The following is a 24,959-nucleotide window of genomic DNA, read 5'->3' on the forward strand; positions in this document are numbered from 1 at the left end:
CTGCAGTGCAGAGGACGCGTCCTACTCATGGGCGCGACTGTTGTGAAGCGAAAAGGATTTCCATCCGCAGCGATTATTCAAATAGCGGTTGGAGATACTGAGTGATCAAAGTTCATCTCGGTGATATCACACGATTGAACGTCGATGTCATCGTCAACGCCGCCAATACACGCCTGCTCGGCGGTGGTGGTGTGGACGGGGCCATTCACCGTGCCGCAGGTCCTAAGCTACTGGAAGCTTGTCGAAGTATCGGCGGCTGTCCAGTTGGCGAGGTCCGTGCTACCAGCGCTTTCTCAATCCCCGTTAAACGTATTTATCACACGGTCGGACCCGTTTGGCGCGGGGGCCGCCTGGGTGAGCCAGAGCTGCTATCGAGCTGCTATCGCCAGTGTCTGGCCTTAGCGCGGCGAGAGAGCATGTACTCTATAGCCTTCCCCGCGATTAGCTGCGGTGTTTACGATTACCCTCCCAGGCAGGCTGTGGAAATTGCTGTAGAGCAGGTACAGCAACACCAGGAGAGGGAAGGGGCGCCAGTGAGTATTGTTTTTTGTTGTTTCGACGAGGAAATGGCAGAGCTCTATCACACCCAACTGGATGCCTATGTACGGCGTTAGCTGATTACTTTGCGCTTTTGCCTGATACATTCGGCCATTGATTGCGTTGCAGCTGTTTAGCAAGATGAGCGTCTGACAATAAAAAATAAGAAAAGGAGATTGTCATGCGCAGTGCCCAACAGTGGTTTGCCGAATATGGTGAAAGCCATCAGAACCCCGTCAATAAATCGATTCACTGGATTGCGGTACCAGTGATTTACGCCACCGTCGCTGGCCTTTTATGGGCCATACCTCAGCCGCAGTTTATGGCATCAATACCCTGGTTAAATTGGGCCGTAGTGATCACAGTGCCGGTGATGTTGTTCTATTTCGCCCTGTCATTCTCCATTGGCCTGGGGATGACTGCACTAACGCTAGTGTGCCTGTGGGCCTGGTCTGTGGTAGAGCGGCTGGGAATACCCGTCTGGCAAACCGCGCTGGGACTGTTTGTGCTGATGTGGATTTTTCAGTTTATCGGTCACCATATCGAAGGGAAAAAACCTTCCTTCTTCAAGGATATTCAATTCCTGCTTATCGGCCCCGCCTGGGTGATAGGCTTCATCTATCGAAAACTGGGAATTCAGTACTGATTTCATGTGCTGTTAGCAAGCAAGAGAGGCGATGGGTCAGTCGTCTCTCTTGTGATCTAACTCCGCAAATTGGGGCTAGCGGTTGTAATGGACCGGCACCTCTAAAGTCTCTTTCACTTCCTCCATTACCACATAGCTGGTGCACTCCTGTACCTCCGGTAGGGTCAAAAGTGTCTCGCCATAAAACTTACGGTAGGCGCTCATATCGGCAACTCGTGCCTTGATCAGGTAATCGAAGTTGCCTGATACCAGGTAACACTCCTGTACTTCCGGCAGGGCTGCTACAGCATTGCGGAACTCTTCGAAGGCGTCCTGGGCGGAACGGTTTAGGCGAATCTGCACAAAAACCACCAGGGCTGCGTCGAGGAACTCTGGATTGATCAGCGCGGTATAGCCCTGAATAACCCCATCATTTTCCAGCCGTTTCACCCGCTCGACACATGGCGTAGCAGTCAATCCCACTTGACGAGCTAGCTCTGCATAGCTGGTACGGCCATTTTTTTGCAGAACCCGCAAGATATTGCGGTCTACGGTATTCAGCTCTCCCGCGCGCTTGCGCATATCTTGTTTCCTTTGTGGGCGATCAGATCAATAAATAGTCTTATTGCTATTGTAAGTAGTTGATTCCACTAGTTTGTTAAAAATTCTTACAGAAATCCACTTTTAAAGTGGCCCTATACTGGGTAAAACACAGAAAGTAGGTGTAGCTCCAAGTTTTTTGCGGAGACTACGCCAAACGCAGAGATTAAGGAGCAGAAAATGTTGATTGGCGTCCCGAAAGAGATCAAAAACCACGAGTACCGTATTGGCCTGACGCCGTCTAGTGTTCGCGAACTGATCGGCCATGGTCACCAAGTAATCGTACAGAAAGATGGCGGTGCCGCTATCGGTTTTACTGATGAAATGTACGAGCAGGCCGGAGCCAAAATCATCGAGACTCCGGAAGAGATCTTTGCTACTGCCGATATGATCGTCAAGGTGAAAGAGCCGCAGCCCAATGAGTGCGAAATGCTGCGCCCAGGGCAGGTTCTCTACACTTACCTCCACCTTGCTCCAGACCCCAAGCAAACCGAGCTGCTGGTAAAATCTGGTGCAACCTGCATCGCTTATGAAACTGTGACCGACCGCTTTGGCGGCCTGCCTCTGCTGGCCCCCATGTCCGAAGTTGCCGGCCGTATGTCTGTACAGTGTGGTGCGCATCACCTGGAAAAAGCCCAGGGCGGCCTGGGTGTATTGCTGGGTGGTGTTCCCGGTGTTGCACCTGCCAAAGTGCTCATCATCGGTGGTGGTGTTGTTGGTACCAATGCCGCCAAGATGGCGCTGGGTATGGGTTCCGACGTCACTATCTTGGATCGTTCATTGCCACGTCTGCGTCAGCTGGATGACATTTTTGGTGGTGCTGTACGCACCGAGTACTCCACGAATGATGCGATTGAAAAGCACGCTCTGGAAGCAGACCTGGTCGTAGGTGCAGTGCTGATTCCTGGCGCCGCAGCTCCCAAGCTGCTGACCCGCGATATCATCAGCCGTATGAAGAAGGGTGCAGTGGTAGTGGATGTAGCTATCGACCAAGGTGGCTGTTTCGAAACCTCCAAAGCGACCACTCACCAGGAGCCCACTTACGTTGTCGATGGTGTAGTGCACTACTGTGTGGCCAACATGCCCGGTGGTGTAGCACGCACCTCCACCATGGCTCTGAACAACGCTACCCTGCCTTACGCTGTAGCCTTGGCAAACAAAGGCGCTAAGCAGGCGTTGCTGGATGATGCCAACCTGCTGGAAGGTCTGAATGTTCACGCCGGTATGGTGACTTACAAGGCAGTTGCCGATGTACTGGGATATGAGTTTGTAGATCCGAAGCTGGCTTTGCAAAAAGTAGCTGAGGCGGAAGGCGCCGTAGCTTAATAGGATGCGGCTGCGTCAGCCGCACCTTGAACAAGAAAGCGGTAACGCGCTTGTTTTGAAGGGAAATTTTCCCCGGAGCGCTCTTTGGCGTTCCTCTCTGTGAGACCTGGTGGCTTGTGCCACCATTGTAGCCGCGTTTAAACGCGGCTTTTTTATTGCTAATTTATCGTTACCCTTGAACGATAGCTCCGCTTCCCCTAAGAAAAAATAGTTTTGCTCCTTAACTATTTTTCATTTTTCAATAAATACAATGATTTGTGTCGTAAAAAAAGGAGGCCGCGGTGGCCTCCCTTTAGATGTCTATTTATCCAGCCTTATTCGCTTCTTCTTCCCTGATTCTGGCCGGACTTTAATAGCTAGAGTAGCCAAACTTCAACTCGACGATTTTTAATTTTTGCGCTGGAGTTATTCGAGGCGATTGGGAGGTAAGCACCAAAACCCTGCACTGGCGCGGTACTAATTTTATAATCGCGCAGAGCTGAACGTACGGTAACTGCGCGAAGTTTGGATAGGATAACCGAACGTTCAGGGCTGACTTTCTCATCGCCAAACCCGACAAGTAATAGTTTTCGACCTTGGTTCTGTGGCTTTTCCATGTACTTTGCCAGCCTTTCAATATCCTGCTGAGCCTTGTTATCCAGGGAAGCACTGCCCTCGGAGAAACGGAAATTGATACTGAGTCGCTCAGCATTTCGGGTAAGCTTCAAATATTCGCTTGGTCCTTCCCGAGAATCCTCTGGTTTAAAGCCGATGGGAGTTTGCGCGACGAATCCAGAGGATTTCACCTGTTCCTGTCCCAGCTCACTCTGTACAAAACGCAGAAATTCTTTCGCTGTAGAGTTGGAGGAATAAATCGGAGTGTATAGGAAAAGGCGGCGTGACAGTGGGTAGTCTTCCGTAGCAATGGTTAGGTGCTCTGGAGCCTGCGGCAGAGTATTTTGGTCAGAAACGGCTACAGCCTTTGCCTGACGAATGGATGCTAGCCCAACAAAACCGATTCCGCGCGGATCAGAGGTAACACGGTCGGAAAGTTGATCATTGGACTCGAAGCGCTTGGCCCTGCTGGTGAGAGCGTAACGCTTGCCAAGCACCAAGCTTTTAAAAGTATCCCAGGTGCCTGATTGGTCGTCTCGGGCATAAACGTTAATTCGCCCTTTGCCTTTACCGAGTTCCGACCAGTCTTTAATTTGACCAGAAAAAATAGCACTTATTTGCTGTAGGGTCAGTTGGTGAAGTGGGTTGCGTGGATGCACTATTATGGCCAGTCCATCTATGGCAATGACATGCTCCGCATTGCGGCTGCGCATATCGCCCAGCATGCTCAGCTCTGTGAACTCACCGTCTTTGATTGGGCGCGAAGCCATGGCGATATCGGCCTTTGCCAGCTTTAACCCAGTAAAGCCCGTACTGGAACCATGTGCAGCAATATCGACAAATACAGAATTGTTGCCAACTTTTGCCTGAATACGGATTTCGTTGGGAGCGTCTAGTGGCTGGACACTAATGTCATTCGCCCCTTTCGCAATGAAATAGTCTTGAACCAAGTTGGGTGCCAGTTGTGCGCCAATAGTATTGGAGCCGTGTAGGCTAAATAGCTTTCCATTGCTGTCTGAAGGAAAAGGAGGAAGTTCAGCGGTGGCGAAAGGGCTTAGAAGGTTAGTAGCAAGCAGTATTAATAGTATTAATGAGCGGCACAGTCGTTGAAGAAAAAGGTACATGTGATCTCAGAGCCTAGGGAAGTAAAACGAGGCCGCAAAATATGTCTTAATTGTGACAAAATGATGAAATATTCATGAAGGAAGCGTGCAAAAGTCTCAAATTTGAGTCCAGGACAATTTGCGGTAAACAAGACCATATTGCCGTAGCTTTTTGAAAGCTTGGGGCGAGCGATATTAATGGCTTGTGAAATAAATATGAGAAGTATGGGTCACATGCACTGTGAAATTGGCATGTGACCACGATTCGAGACTTACACTTAACAGGAGGGGAAAAGTCGGCTAACCAGAACTGGTAGGGCTGTTTCTACTCGGAGAATTCGTGGACCCAGGTGTACAGAGTGAAACCCCGCTTCTTTTAACTTCTCAACTTCGTAGGCAATAAACCCCCCTTCAGGACCAATTGCCAGGGTGCAGGCCTCTCCGATGTCTACTGGGCAAGCAGTGCCACCGACCGGGTGAGCAACCAGTTTTTGAGAGCCCTGACACAGCTCAGGTAGCTCATCTTCCACAAAAGGTTTAAAGCGTTTGCGCAATAGAATTTCTGGCATTTGTGTGTCGACGGCTTGCTCGAGCCCAAGCAGGCATTGTTCAAAAAGCTTTTCCTCTTCTAGCCATGGGGTTTGCCAATAAGACTTTTCCACCCGGTAGCTATTGATCAAGACCAGCTTCTTAATTCCCAGTGCGGTGACATGCTGGATAATGCGCTTCAGCATTTTGGGGCGTGGCAGCGCCAGGATCAGGGTGATGGGAGGAGGTGGTGGAGCGTTTTTACTTAGCTCCACCCGGAGCTCTACTTGCTGATCGGCGAGAGTAGTGATTTGCCCATAGCCGATATTTCCGTCCAGCAGACCTACGCGCAGTTGCTGACCGGGCTCGGCCCGGTGGACATTGACAATATGCTCTAGCCTACGGCCAGAGAGGCGGACGACATCAGGGCTGATAAAGTCCGCTTCTTGCAAAAGAATCAAATTCAAAATCAAGTCTCTTGAGACTATGGAGAATTGTTAGTTTTAGTGGCTTTTACAGAGGCTAGAGCTTAGCACTGGCAATGGCTCCTTTGCCGAGCCCCTCATAGGCGCGCACTCTGACTTCACTGCCGGGGTACTGTTCGGCAAGAGTCGTGGCGATATATTGAGCCAGCTGCTCAACAGTGGTATCGCAATCCAAAATTTCACAGGCGCTTGCGGGCAACTGCAAAGTGAAATCTCCCTGTTGGGCTCTGTAGGCGAAGACCAGGCTATGTCCATTCTCTTTATTTTCTTCACGCAGGTCTTCACGGGTACCCAGGTAAATATCTTTCCAACGTTGAGACCACTTTTCTTCTAGCGATTTGTCTCTCTTTCCATTAACAAAAATTTGGATGCGAGAGCGGTGGCCGTGGGCAATACGTTGGCAATTGCCCTGATGTTTTTTCAGTCCGTGGCTGTAGTGGTAAAAGGCATCCTGAATTTGCTCGTCTTCAAAAGATAGCTTGAGCTGCTCAACACTGGCAGGGAAGGAGTTAGCCAGTTGCTGAACACTCCAGCGGGCAACACTTTCAGCATTGATGCTATCGCTCTCTACTAGGGCGAATGCCTGTTCTGGTCCAGATACTGAAATCTGCTTGCCGCTTGCGAGTTGCCACTTGAGAGAGATATTGCCGTCTTGATGGGCTAGCGCCAGGCCAGGGGCGAGGATCGGAACCAGGAGGCGGTGATCCAGCTGATCATCTAACCAGTGGCGCAATGTCTTTTTAACGATACCAAAATCGCAAACCATGCCCTGGTGATCGAGAGCCCCATCCAGGGCGGCATTCGCTAGCCAGGTTTCGCCCACTAAACCACGCTGGTGGTCCAGGTAGCTGAAATCAACATTGGTCAAATTATCGACAAACAGATGCATGGTTAACTCTTCAGAACGGGATAAAGTAGTAGTCGCCTATTATAACCTGTTAATAGGGCTGGAACTTGCGCCTTTAACCCTCTATAATCGCGCCCTCTTCGGATGCACCGAAGATCGTTGTGGTGGCCCTTCCGGTCCCCTCGCAATGAGCAGCTGCGAACCCCGCCAGGCCCGGAAGGGAGCAACGGTAGCAGTGGTATCATGTGCCGAGGGTGTTGCTGGTTGGGCTGCCTCCTTAAACGCCTTCCTTTTTAAAGCTTTCCCTGATTCTTCGCCAGATGGCCTCTGAGGCTAATCGTCCCGCTGTCTGTTGGCAGCCGTACCCGATCACGCCGTATTTTTCCCCAGAAACCGCCGAATACGTGAGATTTTGTGTCGATCTGTAGCTAACTCATAAGCTTACCGTCGCTGCTAGCAGCTTGCTTATGCTATAAACGGCGACAGTTATAGCTAGGCCCAATAACGATTATTTGAGGGGAAGATGAAGAAAGTTGCTCTTGCCATTGCCGCTGCAGTAGCGCTGTCTGCCTGTGACAGCAATCAGCAGTCACCAAAATCCATGGGGGTGGCTCAGGCCACCGCAGAAAGCCCAGCGGCCAAAAATGGCCCGCTGACTGCTGAGGATGCCAAGGCATTCCTCAATGATGCCCAGGCCCGCCTGGAGAAAATGGCTCAGGAAATGAGCCACGCCGCTTGGTTGGCATCCACTTATATCAATCTTGATTCACAGTATGTAGAAGCCCTCGCCTCCGAGCGCTACACAACGATGGCTGTGGAGCTCGCTTCGGAAGCGGCAAAGTTTAATGACTTGGAGCTCGATCCAGATACCCGTCGCCAATTGACCATGCTGAAGCAGGGTTTGGTGTTCCCGGCGCCGAAAGATCCCGCTTTGACCGCTGAGCTGGCCCAGATCGGCTCGAAAATGCAGGGTATGTATGGTGCCGGTAAGTACTGTCGGGAAGAGGAAGGGGCTGAAAAGTGTTACACCCTGACCGAGATGGGTCAGGTTATGGCTAGCAACCGCGACCCAGAGCTGCTCAAGGATTTGTGGGTGGGCTGGCGTAAAGTTTCCCCTCCTATGAAGCCTCTGTATGAGCGTCAAGTGGAGATCGGCAATGCCGGCACTGAGGAGCTGGGTTACGATAACCTGAGTGTTTTCTGGCGCTCCAAGTACGATATGGAGCCAGATGCCTTCGCTGCCGATATGGATGCTCAGTGGGGCAAAGTGAAGCCTTTGTATGAGGCATTGCATTGCCATGTACGCGCCAAGCTAAATGATCACTACGGTGATGAGGTAGTACCTGCTCAGGGTAAAATCCCCGCACATCTGCTTGGTAATATGTGGGCTCAGGAGTGGGGCAATGTCTATGACCTGGTCAAAGACGATGACATGCAGGCACCCTATGACCTGACCCAGCTCGTTGTTGACTCGGGTATGAGTGAGCAGGATATGGTCAAGGCGGGTGAGAAGTTCTTTACTTCTCTCGGCTTCAAACCATTGCCCAAAACTTTCTGGGAGCGTTCTCAGTTCACGCAGCCCCGTGATCGCGATGTTGTCTGTCACGCCAGCGCCTGGAATATGGACGGCCAGGATGATATCCGCATCAAGATGTGTATTAACAAGACCGGAGAAGATCTGGTTACTATCCATCATGAACTGGGCCACAACTTCTATCAGCGCATTTATAAGGAGCAGCCCTTCCTCTATAAAGAGGGGGCCAACGATGGTTTCCACGAAGCTGTCGGCGATACCATTGCCCTGTCTATCACACCTAAGTACCTGAAGGAAATTGGCCTGATGGATGAGGTGCCGGATGAGAGCAAAGATATCGGTTATCTGATGCAGCAGGCACTGGATAAAATTGCTTTCCTGCCTTTTGGTTTGCTGGTAGATAAGTGGCGCTGGCAGGTTTTCAATGGTGAGGTTCAGCCGGCTGATTACAATAAGGCTTGGTGGAAGCTGCGCGAGGAGTATCAGGGTATCCAGGCCCCGGTAGAGCGCACCGAAGCGGACTTCGATCCGGGTGCCAAGTACCATATTCCCGGCAACACTCCTTATGCCCGCTATTTCCTCGCTCGTATTCAGCAGTTCCAGTTCCACCGCGCATTGTGTGAAGCTGCTGGCGAGACCGGGCCACTGCATCGCTGCTCTATTTATCAAAATGATGAAGCGGGCAAGAAATTGCGTACCATGTTGGCTATGGGTGCCAGTAAGCCTTGGCCGGATGCGATGGAAGCTTTGACAGGCCAGCGCGATCTGGATGCATCTGCAATTATCGATTACTTCCAGCCTTTGATGGCATACTTGGAAGAGCAGAACAAGGGTCGTCAGTGCGGCTGGTAATCTGCTAGCTTTGCGAGAAGTGGCCAAAAAAGGGGAGTGTTACTCCCCTTTTTTTGTTTAAAAAATGTCAGGACTGCATTTGAGTTAAGGGGAATTCAACTTCAGAAAACTCTACAGCGGCTTTAATAAAAGCCTCCATTGGAGGGTGAAGTGATCCAGTACCGGCCATATAGCGGTTCATATTTTTGTGTGCCAGGCCGGAGTTGATTGTTGGGGTTGTATTGGTCTTCACGATCTTTAATAGGTCGAATCCAAGCGGTGGCCCCCGATCATCAATACCTGGAGTTAAGAATGAATCACTCTCTGAGTGTGCAATGCTATACATTTTGAGAGTGTTGTCGATCGTATCCAGGTTTGAACCGGATAGTGATTTCACGGTACCACCAAGCCCTACGGTTTCGGTTATTGCGCTGTCACCCATATCGCGGTTGACATCCGCAGGCGTAATTCCGGGCATCAAAAAACCGCGTCCAACACCGGCCAAGCCGGTAAACCATTTTTCACCGAGTCCTGATATCTTGATGCCGAACTCGGTACCATTACGCGCCATGGTTGTGATAATACTGCTATGTGGTATGCCATTACCCGCATCCGCAATCGCTTTACAGGTGGCCATAATGGCATTCAGGGAAAATGATTCATCTTGGTAAATCTGTGAGGCAATTTTCTCTATCCACTCTTTTTTAGGGCTGGCCTTGATAACACCAGGGAGGAGAATTCTGGAGAATATTAAAGTGGCAGCATTGGTCATTACATGGCAGTCATCGCCCATAAGTAGGCTTCTGCCGATGATTGGCAGGAAGTCAATCCCATCGACATCGGCAATGGCTTGATTGAGAACTGGGGCCACATTGTTCTCAACCCAGTGGAGGTAATCGATAGCGCTTTTTTCGTAAACGCCAAAGCGAATGGAGCTTCCACGAAAATCACCTCTGTCATCACTGAGGTTGGAGTAAGTTCTATAGCCAGAGAGTTGGTCCTCAACAATATACACTGACATCGAAGAGGTAATAATGCCGGCCATTGGTCCAACGGCATTGTGATCATGGCAAGGCTCTAAATCCACCTCCCCTTTTTTCATCATCTCTATGGCGGCTTCTTTGTTTTTTGCGAGCCCTTCAAATAGGAGGCCGGCAATAATTGCCCCCTTTAAAGGGCCGGAGGCCTGGTTCCATGTGATTGGTGGGCCGGCGTGTAAAATCAGATTCTTGCGCATGCCGGGTATGTGATCCCCAGCTTTGCCAATCCCGATTAATATCGGCACGGACTGCTTCATACGTTTTATGGTTTCGTCATTAGCTTGTTGATTTAGGCCTCGGAATTTTGGCGTTGCCAGCTTTTCCAGAAGCTCCTCCATACTGGGCCTAAATTCAACATCTGTTTTCATGGCTATTCTCTTGAGTCCAGCAAGCTGGCATATTGCTTGGTAACGACATCCATATCGCGCAGCATCAAGTCTGTAGTGCCAGTAATTACTTGAATCTGACGCTGTTCAGATAGTTTCATTTCCCCTTCAAAGCCTCGGCTGGCATAACTGAGATGATCCTTGGCTTTGAGAAGGTTGCTGCTGATTTCAGGGGTGTTGAGTGTGCTCTCCAAAAGGCGGGTTAGGCGACTGGAGTACTCTGTAAGATCTTGTTGTAGCCCTTGCTCCGCTTCAGCTGGTGAGATGTTCCAAAGTTTAGCAGCATAATTCTTGCAAATTCTTTGAGAAAGCATTCGCTGCCGACCGGCAATGTTGATTAGTTCGGCAGAATTGTGATTGGCGAGTTGCTGTAATTTAACCACGTAGCTGTGCGTTTCTGTTAATAGTTTATTGCTGCGCAGGAATAAGTCGGTTGCTCCTTCCCTGGTTACCGGTTGCAGACTGAGTTGCTTAAAGGGTTGCCATTCGCTCTGTACTTTTTTTAGCTGATCTTTGATTTTTTCTGCAGCTGGGAACGTATTAAGTTTCTGATTGTTACGCTCGAATTCCTGCACTGACCGTTTCAATACTTTCTGGTGGCGTTGTGCTTCGGGTTGTATACCGTTTAGGATAAATGCTTGCGTGATTCTTTGAGATAGCATTCGTTGACGCCCTGCTATATTAATTGCCTCTCCCATGGTTAATGCTGCAACATCAAGACTTGCTATTAATAGGAGAAATACCGCGGTTAATTTCATGTTTTGCTCTTTTGGTTTGACTTTTTAAGTTTGAGGTTTTGGGCCTGCCTGCTAGTTTTTCTGCTACCCCATTTCAGACTTATTAGTGAGGGGATTACCTTTCTGCTTTAGAGTCACTGTTGTCGCTCACTGTGGCATGTTACAAAAATTATCTAGAAAGCTGGTGTTCGCGATAAAGTCATTTTGTTTTCTTTTAAGTGAGTGTTAATAATTTGAGTATTTTCAATAATGAGTCGATTTTCGATGTTGTGTTGTTTTTCTTAAGTGTTGATGAGGCTATATAACAAATTACTTTCGATAGATATCTAACCATTAATTCTTAACATTGTTATTAAGTGGTATTGATGTTGATGGGGGGAGTTTGTGGGTCTAGAGGTGGTGGAGTGAGAGGTCGATAGGAGAATTAAAAAAGGCCCTACCGGAGTAGAGCCTTTTGTTTGCCGAGGGGGCGAACTACTTAGAAGCTGTAGTTTACACCTGCACTGAATAGCCAGGCCTCAGTCTTGGTGGTGCCGCCATCGTAGTATGCGAAAACAGCTCCAGGCTCTGAAACTTCCTGGATTCGCTCATCATCACCCCAGATGAAAGCGAAGCCAGCATCAACACTCAGGCGATCATTGTGAGTGTAGGTGCCGCCCAGGGTCAGCCATTGACGGTCGGTATCGGGGATAGACAGTGTGCGCCAAGTAATTGGTAAATCGAAGCCTGTCTCTTCTCTAATAACTTCCTCTTCGTGGCGATTGAAGCCGTCACGAGCTGCACCTTCGTCATGGGCGTAACCAAAGCGTACGGTTACATTGTCATTAAAGAAGTATTCGGCCGCAAGGCTGAAGCGGGAGCCGCTCTTAAAGTTTTCCTCTTTAAGTACTTTGGGGTCCCACTCGGCGCCGCCCGCTGGAACAAATGCGGCTAGGCGCTCGAAGCGATCCCAGTTAGTGTACATATAGCCAACAGCGATAGCCCAGTTGTTATCGTAACGATGGTATAGACCCAGCTCCAGGGTGTCGGGTAGGTTCAGGGTCAGGCTGCCGCTGGCATCATCAAAGGGATCTTCTGCGGGGGTAACATCCGAATTAACATCACCCTTTAGCTTGGGGTCGTACTTTGCGTGGTAAGAAATACCTGCGCGGGTGTTGTCACTAATGCGCCACAGGGCGCCGACTGTCCAGCTTACATCCCAGCCATCCCCTTTAACATCCAAGATAGTTGCATCGGCCAGAGCAGGAACAACATCGTAATCTGTGGGGAAGGTGGTTAATAATTCTGCTTCGGCGTAGAGGAAGTTAATAGATGCGCCGATACTAAAGGTGTCATTAATATCGTAAGCAACAGAGGGCTGGATATTAAGGGTCAACAAGTTGGTTTTGTTGGCGATGATGGTGCCGGGGAAGCTGTCGGGGAAATCAGTCTCAAGACCGAAATCTGTGTACATAGCTAAGCCCCAGGACCAATCGTCATTGATTGGTGCTGCCAGATACCCATTGGGGATAAAGGCGCTGGTGGCATAGTCACTAGCGTCAGCCACAGAAGAGCTAACGGCAACATATCTGCCAAGTTCAGGGACAAAAGCGTAGTTAGTAACTGTTCCGGCCACGTCGATTTCGGGGTCGACGTAGGTGAGGCCGCCAGTCAAAGTATAAGTATCAAATAGTGCAGAACCAGCCGGGTTACGGGCTAGGATGGAGGCATTATCACCGATAGTGTTTTCGGCAGCGAAGGCACGGCCAAGGCCGGATGCGCTGGTTTCCTGTAGGTAGAAGCCCGCGGCCATAGCGCCTTGGGAAACGGAGCCGATTGCTGCGGCTAAAACTGCATGTCGCAGGTATTTCTTATTCATGAGAGCCCATCTCTAAGTCTGCTGATTACTGAAAACCATAAGTAGCATTGGAAATGCTGGGATATGGAAGGAAGGCCATTAGATTTATATAGATGCCTTCCGTTTTCGTAGCAAATCCCTCGCTTTTAAACAGGTTAGGCAACAAGGAATTGCCTGTGCAAGGGAAAGGAGTCACTTTATAAAGAGAAAGGAGGCAAAAATCCATCAAATGTGAACATTTTTTTTGCCTCTGTAAAAAAATGGTAATTTATTGGCCAGCACCGACACTTTTGCCATTGATAGATAGCTTTTTCAAAGTAATTTGGTACTTTTTGCCATTTTCCTCACGTTGTACCAGCTTCACTAGGGCGTAGTTCCATTGAGGCGCAATCCAGACGGTCGTCTCTCTTTCTGAGTCCGCATCTCTAACCCGGCGTACCTTTATTGCTTCTACTTTTCCCATTGGTGTTTTTACTACTTCGGTGCCCTCTTTGGCGAAAGTGTACTTGCGAATCTTCTTACCATCGGCGACCTCATATTGGAGATTTTCTTTGCCTGCGGCGACATCCAGTGTTAGCTGCATTTGGTAGCTCAATTTATCCAGGATGTTTGGCGATACGTTTTCCATATCCCGTTCTGGGTTGGAGACGTTGAACACCATGCCTTTGTCGGGTTCGAAGCTGAGAACTGTACCGCGATCGCGGCCGAGTCCTTTGCGGCGATACTCATAGTGGTAGGGGGTAATATTGCCGTCCTGGCTGATAAAGCGGGAATATTCTTTAATACTGGCAAAAAGCGCAAAGGTATTAAAGTCCAGCCGCCAACTCCCTTCTTGCCCAGTAAGCTCACGAGTGGCTGTAACACTAATGCCGTTGTACCTTGCGGTATAAGTCGCCTTAAAGGGCTCCAATTGGCTGGCGAGTGATTGAGTGGAGAGAAGGAGAAAAAACAGAGAGGAGATAAAAATGCGCACGACAGAGCCTCGCAAAATCTGAACCTCTTTGAATACTAGCTGGCGCGACCCGCAAAGTACATTGCAATGCTGATCCCGCCAGCTTGGCTTTGCTTAACTATCGATTCTGGCGCCACTAAGAGGTAGAAGCTCGCCGTCCAGTTGCGAGCGGTCTGCCAGCATTTTTAGGCGCCCCTGGGCAAACCAGGTAACAGCCATGGGGTAAATGACGTGTTCCTGTACCTGAACCCGCTTTGCCAAAGATTCGGGAGTGTCCCCTTCCTTTATAGGTACGGCGGCTTGAACGATGGGTGGTCCGCCATCGAGCTCTTCGGTGACAAAATGAACGGTAACACCGTGCTCACTATCACCGGCTTCCAGAGCACGCTGATGGGTATGGAGCCCTTGATATTTTGGCAGTAAAGAGGGGTGAATATTGAGCAGGCGACCGCTGTAGTGGCGAACAAACTCGGGAGTGAGGATACGCATAAACCCGGCCAGGACAACCAAATCCGGCTGATGGCTGTCGATTTCTGCGATTAGCGCCTGGTCGAAGCTTTCTCTGCCGGAGAAGTTGCGATGGTCGACCACTGATGTGGGGACTCCGGCCTCGGTGGCGCGCTTGAGGCCGAAGGCCTCGGGCTTATTGCTGATTACTGTGCAGACGGAAAAGTCTGCCCCGGCATTTGCCGAGGCATCCAGGAGCGCCTGCAAGTTGCTGCCGCTACCGGAAATCAGCACGGCAACTTTGCATACTCCCTGTGACATTACAGGCCCGCCAGCTCTACGGCATCTGCGCCTGCCACAGCATCTTCGATTTTGCCCACGACGAAGGCGTCTTCACCTGCTTGCTTCAGGGTTTGCAGTGCTTGGTCGGCTTGTTCCGCAGGTACGCAAATTACCATACCGACACCACAGTTGAAGGTGCGGTACATTTCGCGGGCGTCGATGTTGCCTGCCTGTTGGAGCCAGCGGAACACTTCGGGCATCTCCCAGCTAGTGACGTCTACACGAGCAAGACAGCCTTCTGGGAGTACGCGGGGCAGGTTTTCCAGCAGGCCGCCGCCGGTGATGTGGCTGAGGGCATTTACCTGGACGCTCTTCATCAGTTGCAGCAGATTCTTAACATAGATGCGGGTGGGGGCCATCAATGCCTTGGCCAGCGTTTCGCTACCGCATTCCTGTTGTAAATCGGCGTCACTGACTTCAAGTACCTTTCGGATTAAAGAGTAGCCATTGGAGTGGGGGCCGCTGGAAGCGAGTCCAATGAGCACATCACCACTCTTTACTTTTTTGCCATCAATAATCTCGGATTTCTCCACGACCCCTGTGCAGAAACCGGCCAGATCGTAGTCGTCGCCTTCATACATGCCGGGCATTTCGGCGGTTTCGCCACCGACCAGGGCACAGCCTGACAACTCACAGCCTTTACCAATACCTGAGACAACCTCAGCGGCGATATCCACATTCAGCTTGCCAGTGGCATAGTAATCGAGGAAGAAAAGTGGTTCGGCACCTGCTACCACCAAGTCATTGACACACATAGCAACCAGGTCGATACCAATGGTGTCGTGGATACCCAGGTCCATAGCCAGGCGCAGTTTGGTACCCACGCCATCGGTGCCGGAAACCAAGACTGGCTCTTTATAGCCGCTGGGGAGTTGGCAGAGAGCGCCAAAACCGCCCAGGCCTCCCATGACTTCCGGGCGGGAAGTGCGCTTGGCGACATGCTTGATACGCTCTACCAGGGCGTTACCCGCGTCGATATCGACACCGGCGTCTTTATAAGAGAGGGATGTTTCAGCGGATTGCGGCTTGGAATCGCTCATGATTCTTCCTGCAGTGGGTCTTCGAAGGGCGCGTATTCTAGCCGGGTCTTGGTCCGGTAGCCACGCCCAGTGGGCATCTCAATGAAGGAATCTGGTATTTATCTTCAGTTAAACGGCTAGAAACCCTCTAATAGTGAGAACTCGGGGCTGAGAGAAGTCGCCGACGCTGATACAATAGCCCCAATTTTTATCCCAGCCGTGGATTTTGGCGTCTTGCGCAATAACAACGATTTCGTGCAAGCTCACGGGTTGGAATGAGGTTTGGAGAAGAATCCTATGCACAAGCTGCTCCGGCAGGGATTGGTGTTGCAGTTTTTGGTCCTGTTGTTCGGTGCCCTAATTCTGCCAGTCCAGGCTCGAGTTATCTCGGACCTGTATGAAGTGGTCGAGGCTGTACCGAGCCGTGGGGCTACTGACCGCGCGAGTGCTGGCAGCCGGGGGCTGGAGCGGATATTTGTGCGTGTCACCGGAGACGCCGCAATTGGCAGTAATCCAAATTTGCAGCCTATCCTGAAGAAAGCCCAGCATTTCCTAGAAGGTTACCGCTACACCAGCGAAGATAATCAGCTCTACCTTCATCTCTCTTTCGATCCCCAAGCTATTTCCAGGCAAATCCATCAGTTGGGTTTGCCAATGTGGCCCAATAATCGCCCCGGCACTCTGGTGTGGCTGGCTGTGGATACCCTAAAGGAAGGGCGCAGTATCCTTAGAGAAGAAGATGCCCCGGAGCTCTTTTCGGTATTGGACGCTATGGCTGTGGAGCGCGGTGTGCCATTGGATTTCCCGGTGATGGACCTCAATGATCAGCACAATATGCCTCTTGGTGACCTTTGGGCTCAGAGTGAACAGGCCGCAGAGCGCGCTGGTTTACGCTACAGGCCGGATGCCACTTTGATGGGGCGCTTGCTTCAGGCGTCGGGACGCCGCTGGCAGGCTGATTGGTTATTATTGCACGGTGGTCGCAGTTATGCCTTTGATAGCAATGGTGGCTCTTTGGAAGAGGTTGCACTGCGCGGTGTTAATCAGATGGCTAACTTGCTTGCCCAACGCTATGCCGTGCGCCCCGGTATTGAGGATGCCCAACAGGGCTCAATTTTTGTGGAGTTATCTGGCGTGGATAGCTTTGCCGATTACGCAGAGGCCTCGGCCTATTTACAGGGACTGGCGCAGGTGAGCAGTGCAAATCTCCTTTCTGTGGAGGGAGATCGGATGCGCTTGGCATTGAGTGCCACCGTAGGCCTACGCAATTTGCGCGATACCCTGGCGTTAAATCATAAGTTGCGAGCACATGGGGACGAGGATGCCATTGAGTTGAATGGGCACCGTGCACCTTTGGGCAGCGCTGATAATCCGTTGCGCTATCGTTGGGATTGAGATGAGTATTCCGCAACAGTTGCCGCTGGGAGTATCCCTGCGAGACGATGCTACCTTCGATAACTTTTATCTGTCGGAGTCGGACCCCAACCGCCAAGTTGTAGCTCTGCTGCAGTCATTTGCCAGTGGGCAAAATCCCGAAGCGGTGATTTACATCTGGGGGGATGCAGGAAGTGGTGTTAGCCACTTGCTGCAATCTGCTTGTCAGAGTGCCGAGGCCAATGGTCGCAGTTTCCAATATATTCCTATGGCTGAATTGATGGCCATGGACCCGGTTGTACTGCTCGACGGCCTCGAGCAGTTGGATCTGGTGTGTATTGATGATCTGCACTTGTTAGAGGGGCAGCCCGAGTGGCAGACGGCGATGTTCCATTTATACAACCGGGTCAGAGACAGCGGTAGGCAGTTATTATTAGGGGCGCGAAAATCTCCGCGGGGGATGGATATCTCCTTGGCTGATTTGTTGTCGCGCCTGCAGTGGTCGCTGGTATTCCAGTTACAGCCAATGAATGATCGCGACAAAGTGGCGGCCTTGCGCAGGCGTAGCCGCCTGCGCGGCTTCGATCTGCCCGAAGACGTGGCACAGTACATTTTGCACCGAGCGCCAAGGGATACTCGCGCACTGTTCCTGCTGTTAGAGCAGTTAGATAGGGCCTCCCTGATGGCACAGCGTAAAATTACCATCCCCTTTGTAAAGCAGGTGCTGGATATCTAGGGTATCCAATTTGCCCTAAGCCTAACTCAGTAGTTGACCTAGGAGACTGTCAAAGAGTTCTGGGTCATCTGCCGCCGCCCCTTCTATAACCCCCCCCCCTTTGCTTCCTCTTTTGTTCCCAGATTTGTATTCAATCTGGTGGTGACTAGAGCTGCACTTCTATTCTTCTTCTGTGAATTGGCTTTCATCGACCATATTAAATGGTGGTGGCCGCAGGGGCTGCATGGTGGTCTCCGTCTGCTTTTACCTCCAATGCCCTCAGTTTGAGGAAATTGTTATGCCGAATATTCATAAAGTCCTCTATGTGAGCCATGCTGCTGAAGATGAGTCCAGTGGGTTGTTACAGGCTTTTGCCATAGCCCGCAATAATCATGCGGAAATTAAGGTGCTGCTGGTTTGCCCAGCGGTACCGGCGGGGTTTGAGGACTTTAGTAGCTTCTGTGTTAAGGCAATGCTGGAACGTGTAAATGAAGGAATTGCCGCAGCTCGAGAGCGTATGAAGCTGTCGAAAGAGCAGGTGAATATAGAGATCGAATCTGACTGCGGTCCACGCCCTGCAGAGAGAGTTATTCGCCGCGTACTTAGCGAAGGTTACGATCTGGTAATTAAAAATGTGGAGGGGCTGAGCCAGCTCAAGGGCTTCAAAGCCATTGATATGGAGTTATTACGCAAGTGCCCCTGCCCAGTGTGGCTGTGTCGTCCCATAGAGCGTGCGCACACTGAGATAAGGGTGGCCGTGGCGATTGATCCCGAGTGTGATGAGGGGAGTACTTACGATCTGGCGATCCGCTTACTACGTTGGGCGCGGGTGTTGGCGGATAGTTGTAACGGTATTTTACACGTTGTTTCCTGCTGGGATTATGACGTTGATGAGTTCTTGCGTCGTCACTTCCCTATCAGCGCCTCTGAAGAGGAGCTGGACCAGGCTACAGAAGCGGCTCGAGCTCAACACCGCTCAAAATTGGATGTACTTATTCGGGCTGCGGGTATCGGCGGGGATATTCAAGTTCACCATGTCATTGCTCACCCAGATAGCTATATTCCCCTGCTGATCGATGAGGAGGAGCTGGATCTCCTCATCATGGGTACTGTGGGTCGTGCGGGTATACCCGGTTTTATTATGGGAAACACTGCCGAGAATATTCTGCAAAAGGTGAGTTGCTCTCTGCTTGCGTTAAAGCCCAGTGATTTTGTTTCTCCCATCAAGATATAGCGCTTAATATGGGTGTGCGGTGTGTCGGCAGTATAATTTTTTCTATGACCTAGCTGGCCATGACTCACTCAGGGTAGGGCCGTCATGGGGCGGAGAGGAGTTAGAACCGCAATATCTATATTAGGAGAATAAAAAATGATTAAAACGTTGGCCAAATGGCTTGGCGGTATTTTGTTATTGGGGGTTGCGGCGGTTTCTGTTGTTGCGGTCAACGCGATCTATTTTAAACCCTGGTCAATAGATGTGTACTTTGAGCGGGCCTTTTTCAAGCTCGGCAGTACCAGTCCAGAAATTCTCTCCCAGTTGCGATTGCTCGAGCAGTTTGGAATCGATGGACACAATGCCCATCTTGATGACGCTTCTGAGGCTGAACAGCAGCGTCAGATGCAGATGATTAAGGATGAGCTTGCCGTTCTGCAGGAGTACGATCGTGCAGGCATGGATGGCCAGCAAGCGATCTCTTACGATGTATTTGCCTACTTTCTTGGCAATATGGTGGAGGGGGAGCGCTGGAAACACCACAATTATCCGCTTAACCAAATGTTTGGAGTGCAAAACAGCCTGCCGGAGTTTCTTGCGGAAGTGCACCAGATTCATAATGTCAAAGAAGCGGATTATTACCTTTCCCGCCTGAGTGAGGTTGACCGCAAATTTTCACAGGTGCTTGATGGTCTAAAAATCCGTGAGCAAAAAAACATCCTGCCTCCCCGCTTTGTTATCGACAGCGTGCTGGAAGAGATGCAAGATTTTATAGCGGTACCGGCCCATGAGAATATTCTTTATACCTCCCTTGAAGAACGCCTAAATAAAGTTGAAGGTCTGGCCGATGGGGAGCGGGTGCGTATCCTCGCTCAGGGAGAGGCCTTGATTGATGCAGAAGTATATCCTGCATATAAGAATCTGATTGCTTACTATCGCGAGTTACAACCCAAGGTTTTCGAAAATAATGGTGTTTGGGCGCTTCCTGATGGGGAGGCGTTTTACGCGTACCAGGTTCGTAGCCACACCACAACGAATTTGTCCCCCGAGGAGTTGCACCGAGTTGGTATTGAAGAGGTGGCAAGAATAGAGGGGGAGATGAATCGTATTTTCTCTTCAATTGGGCAAGATAGCGGCAGTATCAGCGCCCGCTTTTCTGTGATTAACAATGATCCCCAGTTTTTATACGAAGATTCGGATGCAGGGCGCGAACGCATAGTTGCCGACTACCAAGCGATGATCGATGAGATTAATGCTGGGCTAGGAGATTATTTCGATGTGAAGCCGGCGATGGGGGTTGAAGTACGACGGGTACCAGAATTTAAAGAGCAGGGCGCACCGGGGGCTTACTACAACCCTCCGGCTATGGATGGCTCCCGTCCGGGGGTTTTCTATGCAAACCTGCGTGATGTTCATGAAACCAAGAAATTTGGTATGCGCACGCTGGCCTATCACGAAGCGGTTCCCGGCCACCACTTCCAGTTGGCGATTGCTCAGGAGCTAGAAGGTGTGCCCACTTTCCGCAAATTGGGTTTGTTTACGGCTTACGCTGAGGGGTGGGCACTTTATTCTGAGCAGGTTGCCAAGGAAGCGGGCTTTCAGGAAAACCCCTACGATGATCTTGGCCGTTTGCAGGCCGAGATGTTCCGTGCGGTGCGTTTGGTGGTGGATACTGGTATGCACTACAAGCGCTGGAGTCGCGAAGAAGCCATCGAATATATGGTGGAAAAAACTGGCATGACCGAAACCGAAGTGACCACAGAAATCGAGCGTTACCTGGTAATGCCTGGGCAGGCACTGGCCTACAAGGCTGGAATGTTAAAAATTCTGCAGTTGCGTGATCGGGCCCAGGCGGAGCTGGGCGAGGCGTTTGATATTCGCCAGTTCCACAATGTGGTGCTGACCAATGGGGCCTTGCCATTGGCAATCTTGGAGCGCCAAGTGGATGACTGGATTGCAATTAAAAAAGGATAAAGTAGTTTTTAACTCCTTTAGATAGTTGCAAAAAAGGCCACTCTGAGAGTGGCCTTTTTTATTGGGTGCTATTTACCCGGAGAAGTTAGCTCTTAGCTTTAACGCTTGCAACCCAGCCGTCTACCAGTTCTTCGAGAACATTTAGTGGTACCGCACCGTTAGCCAAAATGGTGTCGTGGAAGCCGCGCACATCAAATTGATCACCCAGCTCGGCTTTGGCTTTCTCTCGCAGCTCAATAATTTTCAGCATACCGATTTTGTAAGCCGTCGCCTGACCAGGCAACACAATGTAACGCTCGATGGCTTTAACCACATCGCCTTTCGGGTTTGGTGTATTTTCAACCAGATAATCGATAGCCTGTTCGCGAGTCCACTTTTTGGCATGAAGTCCGGTGTCTACTACCAGGCGACCTGCACGCCACAGCTCCATTGCCAGGCGGCCAAAGTCGGAATAGGGGTCTTCATAGAAGCCCAGCTCTTTCGGTACTAACTCTGAATAGAGGCCCCAGCCTTCGGTGTAGGCGGTGTAACCGCCGTACTTACGGAATTTGGGGATATCCTGAAGCTCTTGTGCGATAGAGAGCTGCATATGGTGACCGGGGATGCCCTCGTGGTAAGCCAGTGCTTCCATTTGGTAAGTGGGCATATCTTCCATGTTATACAGGTTGGCGTAGTAAATACCTGGGCGCGAGCCATCGGGCGCCGGGCGCTGATAGAAAGCTTTACCTGCGGATTTTTCACGGAAAGGTTCCACAGCTCTTACATCCAGGTCGGCTTTGGGCTTAGTGATAAACAGCTCGTCCAGGCGACCTTTCATAGTGTCGATAATGGCCGTAGCCTTCTCCAGGTATTCCGCTTTACCTTCCTCAGAAGTGGGGTAGTAGAACTGCTTGTCGGTACGCATGAACTCGAAGAATTCTTGCAGGTTACCCTCAAACTTCACTTTGCGCATAATCTCGCGCATTTCATCGTGAATCCGCGCAACTTCCTTGAGGCCAGTCTGGTGGATCTCATCGGCTGTCATATCGGTGGTGGTGTATACACCCAAGCGGAACTTGTAGAAGTCATCACCGTTGGCCAGTTTCCAGGCGCCGTCATCGGTAGTGGCTTTCTTTTCCAGTTCCTGTAAGTAGCTGATCAGTTTTTTGTACGCCGGGCCAGCGCTCTCTTGCAGGGCGGTGCTGGCTTTATCGATCAGTGCTTTTTTCTGTTCGGCGCTGATTCCCAGCTTTTCGACTTTACCTTTGAAGTCAGCAAAAAGCGGACTGTCTTTCTCACCTTCAAAAGGTGCGCCGCTGATCAGGTTTTGTGAGTCGCTGATCACATAGGGGAAGACAAACTTCGGCACAATAGTACCGGCCTTGGCGTTGGCTTTCAGGTTCTCTTCCAGTTGGGCAAAGTATTGGGGCATGCCGTTCAGTCGGGCGATGTAAGCCTCGGCATCACTCACTGCATCGATACGATGCTGGCTGATCAGCAGGGATGCCGCACTGGTATGGGTGGCATACATCTGGTTGACCGGGTAGTAGTGGTTACGCCACTTGTAGCCTTCAATGTCTTGCTCAAGATTGCGCTTGGCAAGACGCAGGCTCAGGCGAGTGGCTTCATCCAAAGTATTGGGGTCAACCTTATTCAGCTCGGCGAGCTGGCGCTTGTTGATTTCCAGTGTTTCTTTGGCGAATTCTGGGGAGAGATTATCCCACTTATCGTAATCTTCTTTTTTGCCCAGGAAGGTTTTGAACTCTGGACTGCGAGACAGATGCTCCTGGAAGAAGTCCTCGAACATCTGGTTTACCTGCTTGATGGCCTCTTGGCTCACCTTGGCAGTGCTGTCTTGAATGGACTTGCTTTCCGCGGTGACGGAGGCAGCATTCTGCTGTGCAGCTTCGGGGGCGCCGCGGTCACAGCCACTGATAACCAGCGCGCTAATGGCAGCTGCGATCAGGGTTGGTTTCAACTTCATAAGCATATTCCCAGTGTTCGGATAATCATTGCTATATTGTGCCACTTGGGTGGCATTCTTTAGGTTTTTGAGCCAATTCTGGCCGCGCTTAACGTGGCGAGAACAGCGCACTCCAGAGGGTATTGTGCGCACTAGATGGGTCTTTGACTAGGGGCAGTATTCTGAAGCCATGTCGGGAGTGATTTCCTCCCATAAAAAAAGCGGGCACTGCCCGCTTTTTAGGTAATTCCGCGATTAGGCGAAATTCTGGTTTACAAATTCCCAGTTCACCAGCGCCCAGAAAGCTTCCATGTACTTAGGACGCAGGTTGCGGTAATCGATGTAGTAAGCGTGTTCCCATACGTCGCAGGTCAGCAGTGGGGTAACGCCTTCATCAGTCAGCGGAGTGGCTGCGTTGGAAGTGTTGACGATAGCTACTGAACCATCGGCTTTTTTCACCAGCCAGGTCCAGCCAGAGCCAAAGTTGTTTACCGCGCTGGTGGTGAACTCTTCCTTGAACTTGTCAAAGCTGCCGAATGCTGCGGTGATAGCTTCTGCAACAGCGCCAGTGGCTTCGCCGCCGCCGTTGGGGCTCAGGCAGTTCCAGTAGAAAGTGTGGTTCCATACTTGTGCGGCATTGTTAAATACACCACCGGAAGAGGATTTGATCACTTCTTCCAGGGATTTATCGGCGTCAGCAGTGCCTTCCAGCAGACCATTCAGCTTGTCAACGTAAGTCTTGTGGTGTTTACCGTAGTGGTACTCCAGAGTCTCTTCAGAGATATGGGGGGCCAGGGCATTCATCGCGTAGGGGAGTTCGGGCAATTCGAAAGCCATGGTGTCTTCCTTCCTTTGTTTAGGGTTATTGGTGAGAGCATTCTACACGCGCCGTATGCCAGAATTAAGCCGGCGCAGTAGAATAGGGGATTTTGGGACGTTTTCCTCGAACTCAAGGGGTGGTGTTTGATGACACCAATGTTTTGCTGTCGTCTATTCTTACTTATGGCCGATTACTTTTTCGTCAATTTTTGGTATAACTGCCGCATAATTCGACGAATCTGTCCCGGCTTGATTGTCTCTAAGTAATGAATTTAGCGGTGCCGGGCGGGACAATCCCGAACTGACCAGTACCGAACCCACCAGATTAGTTACCGGGTGTATTGATACATGCAACGTAGAGAGCCCACACTGGACGGCAGCGCCGCCATCGAACCCGCACTGGAGCCCAGCTCTCCTGAGCGCAGCGAGCAGGCCCAGGAACCACAAGTGATCGTTGAGGAGCGCCGCGGTGGCTTCTCCTTCCTAGGCCTCTGTGCCTTGGTCTTAGCCATGGGGGGACTTGCTGCTTCTGGTTTCCTCTACCAGCAGTGGCAGGAAAGCCGTACCCAGCTGTTCAACGCGGAGAATCGCATAGCCGATGCCGAGAACCGGATTGCTGAGCTGGAGAAGCGCTTTAGTCTCTCTGATGAGGAGTCTACAGCCTCCGTTGAGGTGCTGAGCGCCAAGGCCAAGGAGAACTCCTCCGAGATCCGCAAGCTTTGGGGGGTGGCTTACGATACCAACCGCAAGAGTATTGCAGCCAACAAGGCCGCAAACGAAGCCAACAAGAAACAGGTTGCTTCACTCAACAGCAAGCTCGGTAGCCTCGATGCCAGTGTGAAAAAGATTGCTGCGGTTGAATCTGCCCTGGCGGAATTGCGTAAAGGCAGTATCGAGAGCAAGCGTGAGATGACTGACAAAATTTCACGCCTGGAGCGTCAGCTGGCCTCTGTGCGCAGTGATCTGACTATGCGTGTCGGAGCCAATGAAGAGGCAGTGGAGTCTATTGATGCCTACCGTCGCTCGGTGAACAAAGATCTGGTACAACTGCGCGATGCGATTCGCTCTCTGCAGTCCAGTGAGCCTACAGCCTCCTCAATGTAGTTTTTCAGGGGCTAGAAAAGGCGAACCTTGGGTTCGCCTTTTTTATTG

General features: G+C 50.8%; 21 protein-coding genes and 1 other RNA gene. 10 read left to right on the forward strand and 12 right to left on the reverse strand.

Annotated elements, in window-relative coordinates:
• The first annotated feature begins 101 nt into the window (after positions 1-101).
• Entirely contained in the window at positions 102-614 is a 513-nt protein-coding gene (locus tag ACJJJA_RS07010; protein WP_252085015.1) for an O-acetyl-ADP-ribose deacetylase, read from the forward strand.
• A gap of 104 nt (positions 615-718) precedes the next feature.
• Positions 719-1,183: an Mpo1 family 2-hydroxy fatty acid dioxygenase gene (locus tag ACJJJA_RS07015; protein WP_252085016.1), complete on the forward strand. Its 465-nt coding sequence runs from the start codon at positions 719-721 to the stop codon at positions 1,181-1,183.
• A gap of 75 nt (positions 1,184-1,258) precedes the next feature.
• Here the strand turns inward: ACJJJA_RS07015 and ACJJJA_RS07020 are convergent, their stop codons facing one another.
• Positions 1,259-1,744: an Lrp/AsnC ligand binding domain-containing protein gene (locus ACJJJA_RS07020; protein WP_152452263.1), complete on the reverse strand. Its 486-nt coding sequence runs from the start codon at positions 1,742-1,744 to the stop codon at positions 1,259-1,261.
• 198 nt (positions 1,745-1,942) lie between these two features.
• Here ACJJJA_RS07020 and ald point away from each other — a divergent pair, with 198 nt between their 5' ends.
• Complete coding sequence (gene ald / locus ACJJJA_RS07025; RefSeq protein WP_444904130.1) at positions 1,943-3,088, forward strand: alanine dehydrogenase; 1,146 nt, start codon at positions 1,943-1,945, stop codon at positions 3,086-3,088.
• A gap of 356 nt (positions 3,089-3,444) precedes the next feature.
• Here the strand turns inward: ald and ACJJJA_RS07030 are convergent, their stop codons facing one another.
• From ACJJJA_RS07030 to ACJJJA_RS07040, 3 genes are all read right to left on the reverse strand, one after another.
• The gene (locus ACJJJA_RS07030) at positions 3,445-4,806 is read right to left on the reverse strand and encodes a substrate-binding domain-containing protein (protein ID WP_444904131.1); all 1,362 of its coding nucleotides are present in this window, start codon (positions 4,804-4,806) and stop codon (positions 3,445-3,447) included.
• 257 nt (positions 4,807-5,063) lie between these two features.
• Positions 5,064-5,780, reverse strand: a complete 717-nt coding sequence (locus tag ACJJJA_RS07035; RefSeq protein ID WP_444904132.1) for a 16S rRNA (uracil(1498)-N(3))-methyltransferase — start codon at positions 5,778-5,780, stop codon at positions 5,064-5,066.
• A gap of 55 nt (positions 5,781-5,835) precedes the next feature.
• Positions 5,836-6,687 carry a 6-carboxytetrahydropterin synthase gene (locus tag ACJJJA_RS07040; RefSeq protein ID WP_444904133.1) on the reverse strand — a complete coding sequence of 284 codons (852 nt, stop codon included), beginning with the start codon at positions 6,685-6,687 and terminating at the stop codon, positions 5,836-5,838.
• 129 nt (positions 6,688-6,816) lie between these two features.
• On the opposite strand from ACJJJA_RS07040, the gene ffs reads away from it, so the two are divergent.
• Together ffs and ACJJJA_RS07050 are read left to right on the forward strand one after the other, a co-directional pair.
• An RNA gene (gene ffs, locus ACJJJA_RS07045) (signal recognition particle sRNA small type) lies at positions 6,817-6,914 on the forward strand.
• A 254-nt stretch (positions 6,915-7,168) separates the two neighbouring features.
• Complete coding sequence (locus ACJJJA_RS07050) at positions 7,169-9,031, forward strand: M2 family metallopeptidase (RefSeq protein WP_444885718.1); 1,863 nt, start codon at positions 7,169-7,171, stop codon at positions 9,029-9,031.
• Positions 9,032-9,098: 67 nt separating this feature from the next.
• Here ACJJJA_RS07050 and ACJJJA_RS07055 read toward each other — a convergent pair whose 3' ends face one another.
• The 6 genes from ACJJJA_RS07055 to purM form a co-directional block, all read right to left on the reverse strand.
• The gene (locus ACJJJA_RS07055; RefSeq protein ID WP_444904134.1) at positions 9,099-10,418 is read right to left on the reverse strand and encodes a YlbE family protein; all 1,320 of its coding nucleotides are present in this window, start codon (positions 10,416-10,418) and stop codon (positions 9,099-9,101) included.
• Positions 10,419-10,420: 2 nt separating this feature from the next.
• On the reverse strand, positions 10,421-11,194 hold the full coding sequence (locus ACJJJA_RS07060) for a type IV pili methyl-accepting chemotaxis transducer N-terminal domain-containing protein (protein ID WP_444885716.1): 774 nt from the start codon (positions 11,192-11,194) through the stop codon (positions 10,421-10,423).
• A gap of 457 nt (positions 11,195-11,651) precedes the next feature.
• Positions 11,652-13,031, reverse strand: a complete 1,380-nt coding sequence (locus ACJJJA_RS07065; RefSeq protein WP_444888343.1) for an OmpP1/FadL family transporter — start codon at positions 13,029-13,031, stop codon at positions 11,652-11,654.
• A 247-nt stretch (positions 13,032-13,278) separates the two neighbouring features.
• Positions 13,279-13,983 carry a DUF3108 domain-containing protein gene (locus tag ACJJJA_RS07070; protein ID WP_444904135.1) on the reverse strand — a complete coding sequence of 235 codons (705 nt, stop codon included), beginning with the start codon at positions 13,981-13,983 and terminating at the stop codon, positions 13,279-13,281.
• 93 nt (positions 13,984-14,076) lie between these two features.
• Positions 14,077-14,730 carry a phosphoribosylglycinamide formyltransferase gene (gene purN / locus ACJJJA_RS07075; protein ID WP_444885713.1) on the reverse strand — a complete coding sequence of 218 codons (654 nt, stop codon included), beginning with the start codon at positions 14,728-14,730 and terminating at the stop codon, positions 14,077-14,079.
• Positions 14,730-15,791 (reverse strand): phosphoribosylformylglycinamidine cyclo-ligase, encoded by a 1,062-nt coding sequence (gene purM, locus ACJJJA_RS07080; RefSeq protein ID WP_444904136.1) that lies wholly within the window; start codon positions 15,789-15,791, stop codon positions 14,730-14,732. The genes purN and purM overlap by 1 nt, the downstream gene beginning before the upstream one ends.
• 276 nt (positions 15,792-16,067) lie before the next feature.
• Here purM and ACJJJA_RS07085 point away from each other — a divergent pair, with 276 nt between their 5' ends.
• The 4 genes from ACJJJA_RS07085 (at position 16,068) to ACJJJA_RS07100 (ending at position 21,046) form a co-directional block, all read left to right on the forward strand.
• Positions 16,068-17,165: a DUF2066 domain-containing protein gene (locus tag ACJJJA_RS07085; protein ID WP_444898800.1), complete on the forward strand. Its 1,098-nt coding sequence runs from the start codon at positions 16,068-16,070 to the stop codon at positions 17,163-17,165.
• A gap of 1 nt (position 17,166) precedes the next feature.
• The gene (hda, locus tag ACJJJA_RS07090; protein WP_252085029.1) at positions 17,167-17,880 is read left to right on the forward strand and encodes a DnaA regulatory inactivator Hda; all 714 of its coding nucleotides are present in this window, start codon (positions 17,167-17,169) and stop codon (positions 17,878-17,880) included.
• A gap of 277 nt (positions 17,881-18,157) precedes the next feature.
• A complete protein-coding gene (locus tag ACJJJA_RS07095) occupies positions 18,158-19,093 on the forward strand; it encodes a universal stress protein (protein WP_444904137.1) in 936 nt (311 codons plus the stop codon).
• Positions 19,094-19,228: 135 nt separating this feature from the next.
• Positions 19,229-21,046 (forward strand): DUF885 domain-containing protein, encoded by a 1,818-nt coding sequence (locus tag ACJJJA_RS07100; protein WP_444904138.1) that lies wholly within the window; start codon positions 19,229-19,231, stop codon positions 21,044-21,046.
• A gap of 85 nt (positions 21,047-21,131) precedes the next feature.
• Here ACJJJA_RS07100 and ACJJJA_RS07105 read toward each other — a convergent pair whose 3' ends face one another.
• Both ACJJJA_RS07105 and sodB read right to left on the reverse strand, forming a co-directional pair.
• A complete protein-coding gene (locus ACJJJA_RS07105; protein ID WP_444904139.1) occupies positions 21,132-23,009 on the reverse strand; it encodes a DUF885 domain-containing protein in 1,878 nt (625 codons plus the stop codon).
• Between the two features lie 234 nt (positions 23,010-23,243).
• On the reverse strand, positions 23,244-23,825 hold the full coding sequence (gene sodB, locus ACJJJA_RS07110) for a superoxide dismutase [Fe] (RefSeq protein ID WP_252085033.1): 582 nt from the start codon (positions 23,823-23,825) through the stop codon (positions 23,244-23,246).
• Positions 23,826-24,155: 330 nt separating this feature from the next.
• Here sodB and ACJJJA_RS07115 point away from each other — a divergent pair, with 330 nt between their 5' ends.
• Positions 24,156-24,911 carry a Clp protease/crotonase-like domain-containing protein gene (locus ACJJJA_RS07115; RefSeq protein WP_444904140.1) on the forward strand — a complete coding sequence of 252 codons (756 nt, stop codon included), beginning with the start codon at positions 24,156-24,158 and terminating at the stop codon, positions 24,909-24,911.
• The last annotated feature ends 48 nt before the right edge of the window (positions 24,912-24,959 follow it).

This window comes from Microbulbifer mixtoriginis (SeqCode) (assembly GCF_052466865.1).